General features: G+C 58.7%; 17 protein-coding genes, 1 other RNA gene and 1 pseudogene. 14 read left to right on the plus strand and 5 right to left on the minus strand.

Going from position 1 to position 16136, the window contains the following annotated elements:
* Window positions 1–81 precede the first annotated feature (81 nt).
* The 3 genes and pseudogenes from WG78_RS23140 to thiD form a co-directional block, all read right to left on the minus strand.
* Window positions 82–660, minus strand: a pseudogene (locus WG78_RS23140) (chloramphenicol phosphotransferase CPT family protein).
* A 10-nt stretch (window positions 661–670) separates the two neighbouring features.
* A complete protein-coding gene (locus tag WG78_RS13795) occupies window positions 671–1552 on the minus strand; it encodes an AraC family transcriptional regulator (protein WP_083459110.1) in 882 nt (293 codons plus the stop codon).
* A 128-nt stretch (window positions 1553–1680) separates the two neighbouring features.
* Complete coding sequence (gene thiD, locus WG78_RS13800; RefSeq protein WP_053938412.1) at window positions 1681–2532, minus strand: bifunctional hydroxymethylpyrimidine kinase/phosphomethylpyrimidine kinase; 852 nt, start codon at window positions 2530–2532, stop codon at window positions 1681–1683.
* A 63-nt stretch (window positions 2533–2595) separates the two neighbouring features.
* On the opposite strand from thiD, the gene WG78_RS13805 reads away from it, so the two are divergent.
* The 4 genes from WG78_RS13805 to hemL all read left to right on the plus strand — a co-directional run bounded on the left by WG78_RS13805 (window position 2596) and on the right by hemL (window position 5013).
* Window positions 2596–2760 (plus strand): rubredoxin, encoded by a 165-nt coding sequence (locus WG78_RS13805; protein WP_053938413.1) that lies wholly within the window; start codon window positions 2596–2598, stop codon window positions 2758–2760.
* Between the two features lie 61 nt (window positions 2761–2821).
* On the plus strand, window positions 2822–3244 hold the full coding sequence (locus WG78_RS13810; protein ID WP_053938414.1) for a CopD family protein: 423 nt from the start codon (window positions 2822–2824) through the stop codon (window positions 3242–3244).
* Between the two features lie 11 nt (window positions 3245–3255).
* Complete coding sequence (locus WG78_RS13815) at window positions 3256–3726, plus strand: CYTH domain-containing protein (protein ID WP_053938415.1); 471 nt, start codon at window positions 3256–3258, stop codon at window positions 3724–3726.
* A 3-nt stretch (window positions 3727–3729) separates the two neighbouring features.
* Complete coding sequence (gene hemL / locus WG78_RS13820; RefSeq protein ID WP_053938416.1) at window positions 3730–5013, plus strand: glutamate-1-semialdehyde 2,1-aminomutase; 1284 nt, start codon at window positions 3730–3732, stop codon at window positions 5011–5013.
* Between the two features lie 9 nt (window positions 5014–5022).
* On the opposite strand, the gene WG78_RS13825 is transcribed toward hemL, so the two are convergent.
* Window positions 5023–5754, minus strand: a complete 732-nt coding sequence (locus WG78_RS13825) for a hypothetical protein (protein WP_152969205.1) — start codon at window positions 5752–5754, stop codon at window positions 5023–5025.
* 39 nt (window positions 5755–5793) lie between these two features.
* Window positions 5794–6285, minus strand: coding sequence for a peroxiredoxin family protein (locus tag WG78_RS13830; protein WP_053938418.1), 492 nt, complete (start codon window positions 6283–6285; stop codon window positions 5794–5796).
* A 333-nt stretch (window positions 6286–6618) separates the two neighbouring features.
* Here WG78_RS13830 and ylqF point away from each other — a divergent pair, with 333 nt between their 5' ends.
* From ylqF to WG78_RS13875, 10 genes are all read left to right on the plus strand, one after another.
* Window positions 6619–7545, plus strand: a complete 927-nt coding sequence (ylqF, locus tag WG78_RS13835; RefSeq protein WP_053938419.1) for a ribosome biogenesis GTPase YlqF — start codon at window positions 6619–6621, stop codon at window positions 7543–7545.
* Window positions 7542–8396 (plus strand): helical backbone metal receptor, encoded by an 855-nt coding sequence (locus tag WG78_RS13840; protein WP_053938420.1) that lies wholly within the window; start codon window positions 7542–7544, stop codon window positions 8394–8396. The genes ylqF and WG78_RS13840 overlap by 4 nt, the downstream gene beginning before the upstream one ends.
* A 137-nt stretch (window positions 8397–8533) precedes the next feature.
* Window positions 8534–8734, plus strand: coding sequence for a hypothetical protein (locus WG78_RS13845; RefSeq protein WP_053938421.1), 201 nt, complete (start codon window positions 8534–8536; stop codon window positions 8732–8734).
* Window positions 8731–9036, plus strand: coding sequence for a cell division protein ZapA (locus WG78_RS13850; protein WP_053938422.1), 306 nt, complete (start codon window positions 8731–8733; stop codon window positions 9034–9036). The genes WG78_RS13845 and WG78_RS13850 overlap by 4 nt, the downstream gene beginning before the upstream one ends.
* Before the next feature lie 23 nt (window positions 9037–9059).
* Window positions 9060–9240: non-coding RNA, 6S RNA (gene ssrS / locus WG78_RS23460), on the plus strand.
* A gap of 22 nt (window positions 9241–9262) precedes the next feature.
* Entirely contained in the window at window positions 9263–9922 is a 660-nt protein-coding gene (locus tag WG78_RS13855) for a 5-formyltetrahydrofolate cyclo-ligase (RefSeq protein WP_053938423.1), read from the plus strand.
* Between the two features lie 164 nt (window positions 9923–10086).
* Window positions 10087–12624, plus strand: a complete 2538-nt coding sequence (gene ptsP / locus WG78_RS13860) for a phosphoenolpyruvate--protein phosphotransferase (RefSeq protein ID WP_053938424.1) — start codon at window positions 10087–10089, stop codon at window positions 12622–12624.
* A gap of 233 nt (window positions 12625–12857) precedes the next feature.
* Window positions 12858–14429, plus strand: a complete 1572-nt coding sequence (locus WG78_RS13865; RefSeq protein ID WP_053938425.1) for a PTS transporter subunit EIIC — start codon at window positions 12858–12860, stop codon at window positions 14427–14429.
* Between the two features lie 134 nt (window positions 14430–14563).
* Window positions 14564–14791, plus strand: coding sequence for a PspC domain-containing protein (locus WG78_RS13870; RefSeq protein ID WP_053938426.1), 228 nt, complete (start codon window positions 14564–14566; stop codon window positions 14789–14791).
* A gap of 73 nt (window positions 14792–14864) precedes the next feature.
* On the plus strand, window positions 14865–16127 hold the full coding sequence (locus WG78_RS13875; protein WP_053938427.1) for an AmpG family muropeptide MFS transporter: 1263 nt from the start codon (window positions 14865–14867) through the stop codon (window positions 16125–16127).
* Window positions 16128–16136 lie beyond the last annotated feature (9 nt).

A 16136-nucleotide genomic window follows, 5' to 3' on the forward strand; every position in this document is an offset into this window, starting at 1 on the left:
CCGGTAACAGTGCTCCAACAATTGGGCAAAGAACAGCGACGTAACGACGTCGCTGTTTTCATTTGAACCCCCACCCTGCCGCTAGCTAGGTAGCAGCGCTTCCAGCGTTGTCGCGGCCCCGCCCCCGACCATGTTGTCGGCGGCCAGTGCCTGCACAATCGTCTCCGCCATTTGCCTGGCCGAAAGGACACCGCTCACAAAGCGCAAATCGTAATGCATCAGGGTATGCACACGCTCGAACTCCCAAGCCGCCAAGCCGGGCGCGCGATCAGCGCGAAGACCTTCCCGCTGCTGCAGCACATCCAGCGGACAGTCGAGGCCGATCAATATGCATTGATAGCCGGCCAGTTCGGTCAGCAGTTCGCGCGTCTCATCCGTCTCGCACCACGCGTTATCGATAATCAGATGCAAGCCCGCCTATAGCAAGCCGGGAATTGCAAAATGATAGGCACGTACCAAGGCCCGCCAATCATAGCCAGCGCGATGGATTTTTGCGCCAGTCTGTAATGCGCGAAGATCAGAAGGCGGCAATCCGTCGAGCACGCTATCAATCGAAAAATTCAGATATTGATAAGGCAACGCTTCTTGCAATGCGCGCGCCAGACTGGTTTTGCCGGATGACGAGCAGCCGTTCAGCACGATCACTTGAGGACGTTGCATCAAGGGCGCCTCAGTCGGAGGGCATCAGCGGCAGACACAGCTCGTAGTGATGCTCAAAGTAACGCTCGACACGGGGGCGGGACGGATCGAGCATAACGCGCGATTGCGCCAGCCAGGTCAGCATCAGATCGCGCCAGCGCGGGCCGATATCGGCACTAGGACCACTATGACGGAATACCGCCCATTGCCCACCCCGCAAGGTGTATTCGCCCAAACCACGTGGAATGCGCACTTGCGGGCCAACAATCTGTGCCGCGTCATAACGGCGGCGGCCTGCTGGCGTGGTGGCCGGGTCGCTCCAGATCAAGCCATAACGCCGTTGCGGCGCGATGCCATAGGCGGTGCAGGTTTTGCGAAAGCGCGTCCACAGCAAATCAAGATGGTGGCCGTAATCGCCCACCTCGCGGATATACACCAAGCGCTCAGCCGGCCAGGTTTCTACCGAAATGCGTGCGTCGACCTCAGCAAAGCTCCAGTGATAATCCGCGGCAGTACCCGCAATTTCGTGGCCAGGCTTATATGAGGTGGGCCCAAGCGTCTGCTCGCGCCACTGATGGGTGGGCGGCGCACCTTTACGCCAGGCACTCGGGGTAAAGCCAAATTCCCGGTGAAACGCTCGGCTGAACGTGGCCGCTGACGAAAATCCCACTGTGAGCGCGACCTTGCCGATCGGCATGCTGGGCACCCATTGCAGCAAGGACGCCGCCGTTTCTAGCCGCAAGCGCCATAAAAATGCCTGCGGCGTGGTGGCGTAGCGCGATTGAAAGCGCCGCACCAGATACCAGGGCGAGTAGTGGGCAGCGTCGGCAAGATCGGCGAGGCTAAGCGGCGCCGCCAGATCCCGCACCATCCGGTTGATTGCGCGCTCAAGGCGCAAACAGGGCGTGGGCATGATGAATCCTGTAACCAGCTAATGCACTCAATCTTACCGTGCCGCGAACCGCGCAGGCAGCGCGTCTGGCGGGCGACGTTTCACGTGGAACGCTGCGCCGCCGACGCGCTCTGGTTTAAAGCACGGCATTAGCCTTTGATGGCACTCGCGGCTGCAGCGGCTTCTTCCTCTTCACTGGGGCGCGCCCAGAACATGCGGTCCGGCATAAATTGGCCCATCCCCGGACGGAATGCGCAGCTCAATGTTTGCCAGGTGTATTCCTGCGCATCGCGCACCCCTGCCCCAATCTCGGCGCCACTGGCCAGCGCGCCCGCAATCGCCGCAGCCAGGGTCACGCCCGAACCATGAAAGCTGCCCGGCAAACGATCCCAGTTATCCGCACGCACGCGGCCATTACGCGAGAACAAGGTGTTGACCACTTTCGGCGTGTTTTCATGCGTGCCAGTAATCAATACATATTCAGTACCGCAATCCAGCAAACGACTGGCGGCGGCATCCAGCGGTAGCTCTTCTTGCTCATCCGGGTCATCCGAGGCCAGACGGCGCGCATCGATGCTGTTAGGCGTCATGATCAAGGTATGCGGCAGCAACAATTCACGCATGGCGCTGATCAGTTCTTCCGTGGAAAATTCATCCCCGGTGCCTGAACTCAACACCGGGTCGAGTACCAAAGGAATGTCTGGATAGTCAGCAGCAATTTCCGCGATCACAGCCAGGTTTTCGACACTGCCCATCAAGCCCACCTTGATGGCGTCTATCTGCATGTCTTCAAGAATATGGCGCGCCTGGTCATGCAACCAGTCGGGCTCAACCGCTTGAATATCTTGCAGGCCTGCGGAATCCTGTACGGTCAGGGCAGTAATCACAGGCAGCGCATGACAGCCGAGTGAAGCCAGCGTGAGAATGTCTGCAGAGATGCCGGCACCGCCCGAAGGGTCATTTCCGTTAAATACAAGTACGAGTGGCGGGGTGGCAATCATGGGTGGCAACAATTATTTATCAGGTAGAATTCCGATTCTAAACCAAGCCAGAAAGTGGACCGCATGAAAAAATATATGTGCCTGATTTGTGGATTTATTTACGACGAAAACGAAGGCCGACCCGAGGACGGGATCGCCGCCGGAACATTGTGGGATGACGTGCCGCCCAACTGGACCTGTCCCGATTGCGGCGCACGGAAAGATGATTTCGAAATGATCGAAATCTGATGTATTGCTCGACGCCACGTTTGTGGCGTTTTCCATTTGTTCTTTTGTCTTGCGAGTGACCATGCTCTGGGTAAAAGCGTTTCACGTCATCTTTGTGATCAGTTGGTTTGCCGGCCTGTGTTATCTGCCGCGCATTTTTGTCAATCTGGCCATGGAACAGGATGGCGCAGCCTATCAGCGCTTATTGCTGATGTCGGGCAAACTGCTGCGCTTTATGTCGCCGCTGTCGATTCTGGCGGTGGCTTTCGGCATCTGGACATGGTGGTTTTACAGTTTTGCCTCGGGCCCGGGCTGGCACTGGATCCACGCCAAGTTGTTATTGGTGGTGTTTCTGGTCGGTTATCACCACGTATGTATGCGTCTGCACAAAAACTTTGTGGCGGGCCGCAATACCAAAAGCCATACGTGGTATCGCTGGTTTAACGAAATCCCGGTGGTTTTGCTGGCCGGCATCGTTATTCTGGTGATCGTCAAACCGTTCTAAGGAGCGCGAGTATGGGTCAGGAAATCGAACGCAAATTCCTGCTGCAAAGCGAAGACTGGCGCGGAGAAATCAAGCGCAGCCAAGCCATCGCGCAGGGTTATCTGAATGAAGATCCGGCACGCACCGTGCGTGCCCGTATCAAAGGCGATGCCGCGTTTATTACCATCAAAGGTAAAAACGAAGGCATCACGCGCGCCGAATTCGAATATGCGATTCCGGTTGAGGATGCACGCGCCTTGCTAAAGCTCTGCCCCAATGTGCTGGATAAAACCCGGCACGAAGTACATCGCGATGGCTTTATTTGGGAAATTGATGAATTCCATGGCGACAACGCTGGCCTTATCGTCGCTGAAATTGAATTACCCGCAGTAGATACCTCTTTTGCCAAACCCGACTGGCTGGGCGAAGAAGTGTCGGGCGACCCGCGTTATTACAATAGTGCGCTGTCCACCCTGCCCTTCTCCCGCTGGTCCCGGAGCTGATTTATGTCCCGCAATAACGATCTGTTCGACGCCGCCTTTAAACACATTCCAGGCGGCGTTAATTCGCCGGTGCGCGCTTTTGGTTCGGTGGGTGGTACGCCCCCTTTTATCAGCCGTGGCCATGGCGCTTATGTGTGGGACGCCGATGACAAACGCTATATCGATTACGTGGGTTCATGGGGCCCGCTAATCCTTGGCCACGCGCACCCCGAAGTGATCGCCGCAGTCGAAAAAGCCGCGCGCAATGGCCTGAGCTTTGGTGCGCCGACCGCCGCCGAAGTCGAGTTGGCCGATTTACTCTGCAGCTTGTTGCCCGCGCTGGATCAGGTACGCCTGGTCTCCAGCGGCACCGAAGCCACCATGAGCGCCATCCGCCTGGCGCGTGGCTTTACCGGTCGCGACAAGCTGATCAAATTTGAAGGCTGCTACCATGGCCACGCCGACAGTTTGTTGGTGAAAGCCGGTTCCGGTCTGCTGACGTTTGGCAATCCGTCTTCGGCTGGCGTGCCCGCTGCCGTGGCGGCCGACACCATTGTGCTGCCCTACAATGACGTGGCTGCGCTGGAAGCGTGTTTTGCCGAGAACGTCGGCAAAATTGCTGCGATCATCGTCGAACCAGTGGCAGGCAATATGAATCTGGTGCCTGCCACACCCGCCTTTGTGACGGCGATGCGCGAGTTGACGCAAGCGCATGACGCTGTGCTGATCTACGACGAAGTCATGACTGGTTTTCGCGTCGATCTGACTTGCGCTCAAGGCTTGCACCGGGTGAAGCCCGATCTGGTGACCTTGGGCAAAGTGGTGGGCGGCGGTATGCCACTGGCTGCATTTGGCGGGCGCGCCGACATGATGGCCAAGCTGGCACCGTTGGGCCCGGTCTACCAGGCGGGCACCTTGTCAGGCAATCCGGTGGCCGTTGCGGCTGGCTTGGCCACGCTGAAGCTGATCAGTGCGCCAGGCTTTTTTACGGCGCTGACTGCTAAAACGCGCAAGCTGGTGGATGGCTTCAATGCAGCCGCTTCGGCCGCCAATGTGCCGTTTAGCGCGCAAAACGTCGGGGGTATGTTCGGCTTGTACTTCAGCGCCAGCACGCCTAACTCGTTTGCCGAAGTGATGGCGGGCGATCGCGTGCGCTTCAACGCGTTCTTCCACACGATGCTCGAACACGGCGTATATCTGGCGCCATCGGCTTATGAGGCAGGCTTTGTTTCAGCCGCCCATACCGATGTCGATATCGACGACACCATTGCCATTGCCGGCCGCGCCTTCAAGCAGTTTTCTGCCTGACCGTTTGTTTTAATGCGATTGTGACCCAGCGGCGGCAGACGCCTTTAGCCGCTGCTGGATCACTTGCGGTACCGCCCCATCCATCCGTTCTGCCAACGGCAGTGCACTGAGCGTAATGCGTTTGATCGACGCTACACGCTGCCCGTCGCGCAATGCGGCGCGGAAAAGCATCTTTCCCAGCTCCACTTTTAATTGCAAGGCACTGCTGTCGTCCAAAGCCGTCGTTACGACATCGACACGCCTGACCACGCCTGTGGCATCGATATACAAGTCCACAACGGCCAGCGGATCCACATTGGGCAGATTGGGCAGACTCAGATCGGGTTGAGTCAGCGCAATTGCGCCTTGCTGCAGCGCGTCGGCTTTCAGATAGGTCGAGGTATCGATGCTGCCGCCAGGTCCGCCCATCCACGCTGGCATGCCACCTTGCCAGGCCGGCAATGGGCCAATTGCATAGCGCGGTTTTAATTCGCTGATCTGGCTAATCACCGGTTTGATTCTTGCTTTAGAAAGCGGCTTATCGGCGACAAGCTTCTTTATGGGATCCGCGGATTTTTTAAAATCGGGTGGGGCAATTGCTGGTGTGCTTTCGCGCATATAAACCACAAAAGACTCATTGCGCGGAATGCGTTGATATGTCGAATAGTCGAATTGCGTGGTCGTAATAAAAACAAGCAGATGAAGATTACATGACCAAAGTAGCGCAATAACTAAAGGCTTGTTTGCATTCGTAAACGCCACTTTGATCCTGATTATGCAAGTCGTTGATTATTAAGTGTTTTATATAATCTTAGAGATTTCCGCCGCAACTGTGGCTTCGTCGATCGAACCAATATATTGCTTGACGATCCGGCCATTTTTATCAATCAAAAAACTGGTAGGTGTTAATTGCACATCGCCAAATGCCTTGGAAACATTGCCGCTTAAATCGTGCGTCACCATAAAAGGCATAGGCTGGGTTTTCATGAAATTAGCCAGGTATTCAGGCGGGTCATATTGCATTGCCACTGACAGAGTCACATAGCCTTGATTGCCGAACCGGTTTTGCAATGCCCCTAGATTATTCATTTCCTGTACGCAACCGGGACAGGTGGTCGCCCAGAAGTTAACTAGAACCACTTTGCCTTTCAATGCAGCAACTGAAGAGGTTTGACCTTTCAAGGTGGTGAAGGCTACGTCGGGTGCAGGTTTGCTGGAGTTTGCAAATAGCAACCATGCACTGACTGCAAGTAGCACCAGCAGAGGAAGTATCCAGTAAAGATGTTGTTTCATAAGTCAGGTCATCCGGGGTGAGGCAGAATCTGGGGAATTCACTTAATCAATGATATTGGATAAGAAAGTACAAGAATAGATAACAAGCATCCACAAAATCTGTGGATAAGCTGTTTTCTCTTTTAGTTTCAAAAAGTTGCGCATGTATGTTTGGGTGCCTGGTTATGCACTAGTCTTGTGGATAGATTGGGTATGATCCTGGCCGGGTTGTCCACAGCGTGGCTTGCCCCCAGGGCCTGGAAAGTTGTCCACAATCCATGTCATTGATTTCATTATGCCTTTGTGAATAAAGGTATACTCTGCCGCTTTTTGCAGTGAGCAACAGGAGCACTCATGGCCATCCAGTGGTTCCCCGGCCACATGAATTCGGCGCGCAAGGCGGTGGAAGAAACCATCGCCAAGGTCGATGTGGTGATCGAGATCGTCGACGCGCGTCTGCCGCTATCCAGCAGTAACCCGATGCTGGAAACCTTGCGCCTGCATCGGCAACGCCCCGCGCTCAAGATCCTGAACAAGGCCGATCTTGCCGATCCGGCCATGAACAAGGTCTGGCTGGAGTGGTTCAAGCAACAGCCAGGCACCGCTTGCCTGCTGCTGGGCGAAGACAATAAACAATTGGGCGCCAAAAAAATCAGCCAGTTGTGCCGCCAGTTGGCGCCGCATCGCACCGGCTTTGAGAAGCCCATGCGTGCATTGATCGTCGGGATTCCCAACGTGGGCAAGTCCACGCTGATGAACGTGCTGATGAACCGGAAGATCGCGCAGGTGGCCGATACGCCGGGCGTCACCAAGCGCCAGCAACGCGTTGAATTAGCCGACGGCATGATCCTGTACGACACGCCCGGCTTGCTGTGGCCCCGTATTGAACGCGAAGAATCGGGCTTGCGCCTGGCGCTGGCGGGCTCGGTGGGTCGCAATGCGTTTCATGAGACTGAAGTGGCCTGGTTTGGCGTGCAGACGTTTATGCAGCGTTATCCGGAGCAACTGAAAGCGCGCTTTAAACTGCCGGATCTGGAGGGCACGTTTGAGGACGTGTTTGCGCGCATTGGCCGCAAGCGCGGCGCGATTCTGCCCGGTGGCGTGATCGATGAGCAGAAGACGTCCGAGATCATCCTGACCGAATTCCGCTCGGGCGCGCTGGGCCGCATTACGCTGGAAACGCCCGAAGACTTTGTGGCGCCGCCCGAACCCATCCGTCAAACCGATTACACCGGTGGCATGGGCCCGGCCGCGGACGACGCGGAGCCTGCCGCGCAATGATGCGCCGCGGGCTGGCCGCGCTGTTGCTCTGCGCCGCGCCAGCCTGGGCGGTGCTGACCGTGCGCGACGACGCGGGCCGCAGCGTGGCGGTGGTGGCGCCGGCGCAGCGCGTGATTGCGCTGGCGCCGCATGCCACCGAACTGGTGGCTGCGCTGGCGCCCGAGCGCATCGTGGGCGTGGATAGCGCCAGCAACTATCCGCCCACGGTTGCCGCGCTGCCCAAAGTGGCGGATTTCAGCAGCATTAATGTCGAGCGCATTCTGGCGCTACGGCCCGATCTGGTGGTGGTGTGGGAGAGCAGCGCGATCAGCCAGCCGTTAACAGTGCTGCTGCGCCACGGCATTCCGGTGTTTGTCAGCAAGCCGCAGAGCCCGGTCGAGGTGGCGGGCGGCTTGCGCCGGATCGGCCATTTGTTGGGCCAGGACAAAGCGGCTGATGCGCTCGCCGCGCAGATCGTGCAGCGCGATCGGGCCTTGCGGCAGCGCTATGCCGGTGCACCGCCGGTGCGCGTGTTTCTGCAGGTGAATGAAAAGCCGCTGATGAGCCTGTCGCGCAAAAGCTTTCTGGGGCAGGCGCTGAACACCTGCGGTGCGGTCGGCCCGTATGACACGGCAATGGTGGAAGCGCCGCTGGCCAGCACCGAGGTGGTGTTGGGCTTTGCCCCCGATGTGCTGATCAGCACCGGTCCGCTAAGCACCTTGCAGCAATGGCAGGCCTGGCCCGCCATTCCCGCCGTTGCGCACAAACAGGTTTTATCGATCGCCGATGACATTTACGTGCGGCCTGGCCCGCGTTTGATCGACGGCATGGAGAAGCTGTGCGCGGCGATAGACCGGATACGCGCGCACTGAGGCTTGCCGTCGCGCGCCGTCGTTCCCCGCAGGCAACGCTACGCTGTGATGCATTTGGCATGGAAATCGGACGCAAGCGCCGCCAGCGACGCCAAAATGGCATAGAATCCACCCACTAATTCGACGCCACGGTCGCTATGGACGCAGAACTCGCAAATCTCGAAGAGAAAATCCAGCAACTAGCCCAGTTGTGCGGTTCGCTGCGCGGCGAGAACCGCCAGTTGCGGCAAGACGTACTGGCCTTGCGCCAGCAAAACCAGGTGTTGCTGGACAAGGTGGACGGCGCCAAATTGCGCGTTGCCAGCCTGCTGGCCACCTTGCCGGAGGATGAAGCATGAGCACGATCAAGCAGCTGGATGTTTCGATCATGGGCCGTGAATTCCGTGTGGCCTGCCCCGACGACGAAGAAGAGACGTTGCTGCAGGCGGTGGATCTGCTCAACGGCAAGATGCATGAGATTCGCGATACCGGCAAAGTGATCGGAATCGAGAAGATTGCCATCATGGCTGCGCTCAATATTGCCCATGAATACCTGCACGTTAAGGCAGGCGGTTTTGACATTGGCGGATATCAGCGTAGAATCGGCTCCCTCAACGCCAAGCTGGATGCCGCGTTACAAGAACAGACTGAGTTGTTCTGACCCGGTAGCCACTGGCCAAGCTTGCTTTCCTGCGGTGTTCGTTACGGTTCGAAATTCCTTGAACCAAGCACTTACCCGGCCATAAGCCACGTAGGCGCCTGTTGTGCGCGTTCCTTAGTCGAATGCACCTGATGGCGCCCGGCCCTTGGCCCCTTGAACCTTCTGGGTTCAGGATGTGAACCGGACGGCACTCGCGGGAAGCCCCCTATCTCCCCTCGTACTACCCATGCCCGACCCCCAGGTCATCACTGAAAAAGCCGCGCTGCGCCGCACGCTGCGACAACGCCGCGTGGCTGTCGATGACGCCACCCGGCGCACCGCCAGCCTGGCGGTCACGCGGCAGATCCGCGCCGCGGGCCTGCTGCGCCGCGGCCGCAATATCGCCATTTATGTACCCATGGGTAGTGAGATTTCGACCTGGCCGCTGATCCTGGCCGCCCTTAAAGCCGGTTGCCGCGTGTTTCTTCCGGAAACCCCGCGCCCCGGCAAAGGTCGACATCTGGAGTTTGTTCGCTTCGATGAACAATCCCGCTGGCATGAAGGCGCCTTTGGCATTCCGGTGCCGGTGCATACGCATTACTGCGCCGCGCGCGATCTCGACATTGTATTTCTGCCTTTGCTGGGCTTTGATGCGGTGCTGGGGCGCATGGGCCAGGGCGGTGGCTACTACGACACCACCTTTGCGTTCCGGCGCGCGCGCTTGCACTGGAAAAAACCGCAGCTGATCGGGGTGGCCTTTGACTGCCAGCGTGTAGATGCTTTACCGCTGGACCCATGGGATTTGCGCCTGGACAAGATTTTTACTGAAACAGGCCATTACAATTCACGAAGATCACCGGCGCAGTTCACTACCATATACGCCGGAAGACCGCCCTCGGATACGTAAGAAAAATACATGACAATGGGAAAATTCCACTGCTGACCCGGCGGTGGCTCACTAAACTAGCAAGCAGTGCCGATCTCCAGGATTGGCGGACATCCGGTCTTTAGCATCAGGCCTCTTTCCTCCAACCCCGGTGATCGCAAGTCTAAAAAAGCCTTGAGGTTGCCATGACATCATCGAATCAAAGCGTGGAGCTGCTGGCTCCGCTGTCCGGTCTTTTCGTCCCTCTCGAAACCGTGCCCGATCCGGTTTTCGCGCAGAAAATGGTCGGTGATGGCGTTTCCATCGACCCGACCTCGAATACCCTGCTGGCCCCTGCCGCCGGCACCATCACGCAGGTGACCGCAACCAGCCACGCGCTGACGCTGACCACCGAGCAAGGTCTGCAAGTGCTGCTGCATATCGGCCTTGATACCGTGATGCTCAAGGGCGAAGGCTTTCGCATGCTGGTTGCAGAAGGCCAGAAAGTGGCGGCTGGCCAGGCGTTGGTTGAATTCGATGATCAGATCATTAGCGCACGCGGCAAAAGCACCCTGACCGAAATGGTGATCGCCAATGGCGACCTCGTTACCTCGATGACACCCGCCCGTGGCTTTGCCCATGCCGGCAAAACCGTGGCGCTGACCGTCAATCTGGTGGCCACCGCAGCCCAGGCCAATGCCGCCGCAGTGGCCGACAGCGCCCTGTCCGACCTCATCGTCATCCCCAACCCCACCGGCTTGCATGCGCGCCCGGCGGCGGTGCTGGCCAATATGGCCAAAACTTTTACCTCCGACATCAAACTGGTGCGTAACGGTGAAGAATCGAATGCCAAATCGGTGGTCGGCATCATGGGCCTCGAAGTGCAACACGGCGACGAGATCCGCGTTAAGGCCACCGGCCCCGATGCCGCCCAGGCCATCAAGGCGCTGGCGGAGCTGATCCGCTCTGGCTGTGGCGAAGAATGTGGCGCGCCTGCCTCGGCTGCCGCCGCCCAGGCTGTCGCCACGCCGCGCCCGGCGCCCAAACCGCAATCCACTGATCCGAACACCCTGCTGGGCGTGTCCGCCTCGCCGGGTCTGGCGGTCGGCCAGATTTTCCAGGTACGCCAGGAAGTCATCGAAGTGCGTGAAGCCGGTGATGACGCCCAACTGGAACGTCGTCGTCTGGATGAAGCGTTGAAAGAAGCGCGTACCCAGCTCGAGACGCTGAAAGGCGAAATCAGCGACGCCAACAAGGCCGAGATTTTTGCCGCGCATCAAGAACTGCTGGCTGATCCCGAACTGCTCGATCTGGCGATTTCCGGCATCTCCGGCGGCAAGAGCGCCCCGTTTGCCTGGCGCGCCGCCTTTACCGCGTACGCTGAGAAGTTGGCGCGTCTGAAAAACGAAGTGCTGGCGGGCCGCGCCAATGACATCCGCGATGTGGGCCGCCGCGTGCTGCGTCTGCTGACTGGCGTTAAAGAAGCCGCGCTGCAGGTGCCGGAAAACGCGATTCTGATCGCCGAAGACCTCACGCCATCCGATACCGCCAGCCTGGATCGCAACCGTGTGCTGGGTTTCTGCACCACCGGTGGTGGCGCAACCAGCCACGTGGCCATCCTGGCGCGTTCGCTCAATATTCCGGCGATTTGCGGCATTGAAGAAGCGGCGCTGCAACTGGTTGATGGCACGACCGTGATTCTGGATGGCACCCGCGGTTCGCTGCGCAAAAACCCGTCCGACGTCGAAGTACAAGGCATCCGTGACCGCCAGGCCACCATGGCCGCGCGACGCGCCGAAGAACTGGCCGCTGCCGAGCTGCCTGCCGTGACTACCGATGGCGTGCATATCGAAGTGGTCGCCAATATTGGCGGCCTGACCGATGCGCAAGTGTCGGTCAAGCTGGGCGGCGAAGGTGTCGGCCTGCTGCGTTCCGAATTCCTTTATCTGGAGCGCACCAACGCGCCGGACGAAGCCGAACAAACCGCGATCTATAGCGACATCGCCAAGGCGCTGGGCACCGAACGGACCCTGGTGGTACGTACGCTGGATGTCGGCGGCGACAAGCCCTTGCCGTATCTGCCGATGCCGGCGGAGGAAAACCCGTTCCTGGGCGTGCGCGGCATTCGTCTGTGCCTGGCAGCGCCCGAAATGTTCCGCACGCAAATCCGCGCCATCCTGCGCGCAGCGCCGTACAGCAAGCTGCACATTATGTTTCCGATGATTGCCTCGCTGGAAGAAGTGCGCGAAGCCAAACAGATGGTCGCGGAAGAAAAAGCCGCGCTGGGCGTCAGCGCGGACGTCAAGGTGGGCATCATGGTCGAAGTGCCTTCGACCGCCGTGATGTCCGAAATCTTTGCGCGCGAAGTCGATTTCTTCTCGATCGGCACCAACGATCTGACCCAGTACACGCTGGCGATGGACCGTGGTCACCCCAAACTGGCGCGTCAGGCCGATGCATTGCACCCCGGTGTATTGCGCCTGATCGCCATGACCGTCAAAGGCGCTCACGCTCACGGCAAGTGGGTTGGCGTCTGCGGCGGTATTGCGTCCGATCCACTGGCGGTACCGGTATTGCTGGGTATTGGCGTGGACGAACTATCGGTCAGCGTTCCTGCCATCCCGGCCATCAAGGCCATGGTGCGCAAGATGAACAAGGCCGATTGCGTCAAGCTTGCAAGCGAAGTGCTGCAAATGGGTACGGTGGCGGAAGTCCGCGCCCGGCTGACCAAACTAGCCGAGTGACCGCCTTGGCGTAACCCGGTGTGGCGCAAATGTACTTGGGCTGCACCGGTTACGTGAATTGTTACGTCAGCGAAGGGCCGTTTATAAAGCGGACAACGTATTCAGCACTGCGTGCCATGAAGAGCAGAATCCGGCCTGGAAAACACACCGTGTTTTTGAAATAACAAAACAGGGTTAATGCGTAAGCCGCCTCAAGCGGTCCGACATTCACCCATGGGCAAGGAAAAGCGATCATGTTTAAACAAGCGTTCGCCGTTCTGCAAAAGATCGGTAAGGCGTTGATGCTCCCCGTGGCGGTTTTGCCCGTCGCCGGGTTGCTGCTGGGTATTGGTAGTTCCAACTTCGGGTTTATCCCCGCTGTCGTCAATCAGATCATGGCCGCCGGTGGGGGCGCCATTTTCGGTAACCTCCCCATTATCTTCGCAGTCGGCGTGGCGCTGGGTCTGGCCAACAATGACGGCGTGGCCGCGATTGCGGCCGTGGTTGGCTTTGTAGTAATGGTGGCCACCATGGGCGTAATGGCGGGTGTCTTCGGCATCACGCCAGCCATGGTGCTGGGCATGAAGTCGATGGAAACCGGTGTATTCGGCGGCATTATCATCGGCGCCGTGGCCGCATCGTTGTTCAACCGCTATTACCGGATCGAGCTGCCGCCGTACCTGGGCTTCTTCTCCGGCAAGCGCTTTGTGCCTATCGTCACCGGTATCGCCGCCATTTTTGTCGGCGTGATCCTGTCGGTGATCTGGCCGCCGGTCCAGCACGGTATCGATGTGTTCTCGCATTGGGCCGCCGCCAGCGATCCGCGCACTGCTGCCACCGTCTACGGCTTTATCGAGCGTCTGCTGATTCCGTTTGGTCTGCACCATATCTGGAACGTGCCGTTCTTCTTCGAGATCGGTTCCTTCCCGCACAATGGCGAGATCATCCACGGCGATATCAACCGCTTCTTTGCCGGTGATCCTACCGCCGGTATCTTGTCGGGTGCGTTCCTGTTCAAGATGTTTGGTCTGCCTGCCGCCGCGATTGCAATGTGGCACACCGCCAAGCCGGAAAAACGCGTCATGGTGGGCGGTATCATGATTTCCGCCGCGCTGACCTCGTTCCTGACCGGTATTACCGAGCCGATCGAGTTCTCGTTCCTGTTCGTCGCGCCGGTGCTGTACGCCATTCACGCGGTGCTGGCTGCTTCCACGCAGTTTGTGGCCAACACGCTGGATATGCACATGGGCTTCACCTTCTCGCAAGGTGGCATCGACTTTGTGCTGTTCAACGTACTGGGCAAAAACGCGCAACACTGGGCGTACACGCTGATCCTCGGCCCGATTTATGCCGTGGTTTACTACAGCGTGTTCCGCTTTGTGATCGTCAAGTTCAACCTCAAAACGCCGGGTCGTGAAGATGACGAAGTGCCGGCCGCTGTGGTGGCTGCGCCTGCACCGGTTGCGACTCCCGTGGTCGGTGGCATAGCCCCGGTTGCTGCTGCTGTCGCTGCTCCTGTGGCACATGGCGAACCGGCCAATGACGAAGTCAGCGCCGCGCTGGCCCGTTCTGATCCGCGTTTTGATCGTGCCAACAAGCTGGTCGGCGCGTTCGGCGGTCCGGAAAACATCACCGGCCTCGATGCGTGTATCACGCGTCTGCGTGTGGCCGTGGCTGATCCGGCCAAGGTTGACCAGGGCAAACTCAAAGGTCTGGGCGCTGCGGGCGTGATGGTCGTAGGTTCGGGCGTACAGGCGGTATTCGGCACCAAATCGGATAACTACAAGACCGATATGGACGAATACCTGAAAAAGGGTGGTCGCTAAGCCGATCACTGCCTCAAGCAAATATCCAGCTTGAGTCGTCCGCAAAATGCGCTACAGTGCGCTGATGCGGTCACCGCAAGAACGGGTGCACAGCAATGTGCGCCCGTTTTTTTATTTCTGGCAGGAGGAGCAACGTGGACCATCATCGTTTGTATCGCAGTGAAGATAACCGCTGGATTTCCGGCGTGCTGGGTGGCGTCGGCGAATATCTGGGCATCAGCGCTGACAAATTGCGCCTGGTGTATGTGGTGCTGGCGCTGTTCTCGTTTGGTTTTCCGTGCCTGATCCTGTATCTGGTGCTGTGGTTTCTGATGCCGCTGGAGCCCGTTATCCGCAGCGGCCGCGTGCACGATCAGGTCTAGGCCACGCATCCTGCGCTGCATGGGCGGCGGCTTTGCGGTAAGGTGATGCCGCTCGCCAAACCAAACGCCGCCCATGACCGCACCCGACTGGAAACAACTGTTATTTACCCGCCGCATGGGCGTCTGTCTGCTCAGCGGCTTCAGCTCCGGTCTGCCGCTGTACATCCTCATCAACCTGGTGCCGGCGTGGCTCAAATCCGAACACGTCGATCTGAAAGCCATCGGTTTTTTTGCGCTGATCCAGTTTCCATATACCTGGAAATTTATCTGGTCGCCGTTCATGGACCGCTTCTCGATCCCGCGATTGGGCCGGCGGCGCGGCTGGATGCTGATCACGCAACTGGTATTGCTGGCGGCCATTGCCGCCTTCGGCCTGTTCAGCCCGCTGGATGGCCTGAGCGCGATTGCCACGTTGGCCAGCCTGGTCGCATTTTTCAGCGCCAGCCAGGACATCGTGCTGGACGCCTATCGCCGCGAAATCCTGGCCGAAACCGAACTCGGCCTCGGCAACTCCGTATTCGTTAACGCCTACCGCCTGGCCAGCCTGGTGCCCGGATCGCTCTCGCTGATTCTGGCTGACCATCTGCCGTGGTCGCAGGTGTTTTTGCTGACCGCTGTGTTTATGCTGCCCGGCCTGTTGCTGACCGCCTTGGTACGCGAACCCGCGCTGAGCAAACCACCGGCCACGTTGCAAGAAGCCGTCGTGGAGCCGTTCCACGAGTTCTTTAGCCGCCACGGCTGGCACAGCGCCCTGGTGATCCTGGGCTTTATCTTTTTGTACAAACTGGGAGATAGCATGGCCACTGCGCTGGCGACGCCGTTCTATCTGGACCTCGGCTTTAGCAAAAGCCAGATTGGGCTCGTGGCCAAGCATGCCGCATTGTGGCCCGCCATCATCGGCGGTTTGCTGGGCGGTATCTGGATGATCAAGCTGGGCATCAACCGCGCGCTGTGGTTGTTTGGCATAGTCCAGGTGACTTCGATTCTGGGATTTGCCTGGTTGGCCAGCCAGGGCGCCAATCCCGGCGCGCTGGCGCTGGTGATCGGCTTTGAGGCACTCGGCGTCGGTCTCGGAACAGCGGCGTTTACCGCGTATATCGCGCGCACCACGCACCCGCGTTATACCGCCACGCAGTACGCCCTGTTCACCAGCCTGGCCGCGGTGCCGCGCACCCTTTTCAATGCGTTTACCGGCGTGCTGGTTGAACATCTGGGCTGGCAGAATTTCTTTCTGCTGTGTACCGCGCTGGCCTTGCCGGGCATGTTGCTGCTGTTCAAGGTGGCGCCGTGGTCCGAGCCGGTGCCGCAAACCACTGCGCCCGCCGCGCCGCATTGATTGCCGCGC

The sequence above is a fragment of the Amantichitinum ursilacus genome (assembly GCF_001294205.1).
In the GTDB taxonomy this organism is placed as follows: Bacteria; Pseudomonadota; Gammaproteobacteria; order Burkholderiales; family Chitinibacteraceae; genus Amantichitinum; species Amantichitinum ursilacus.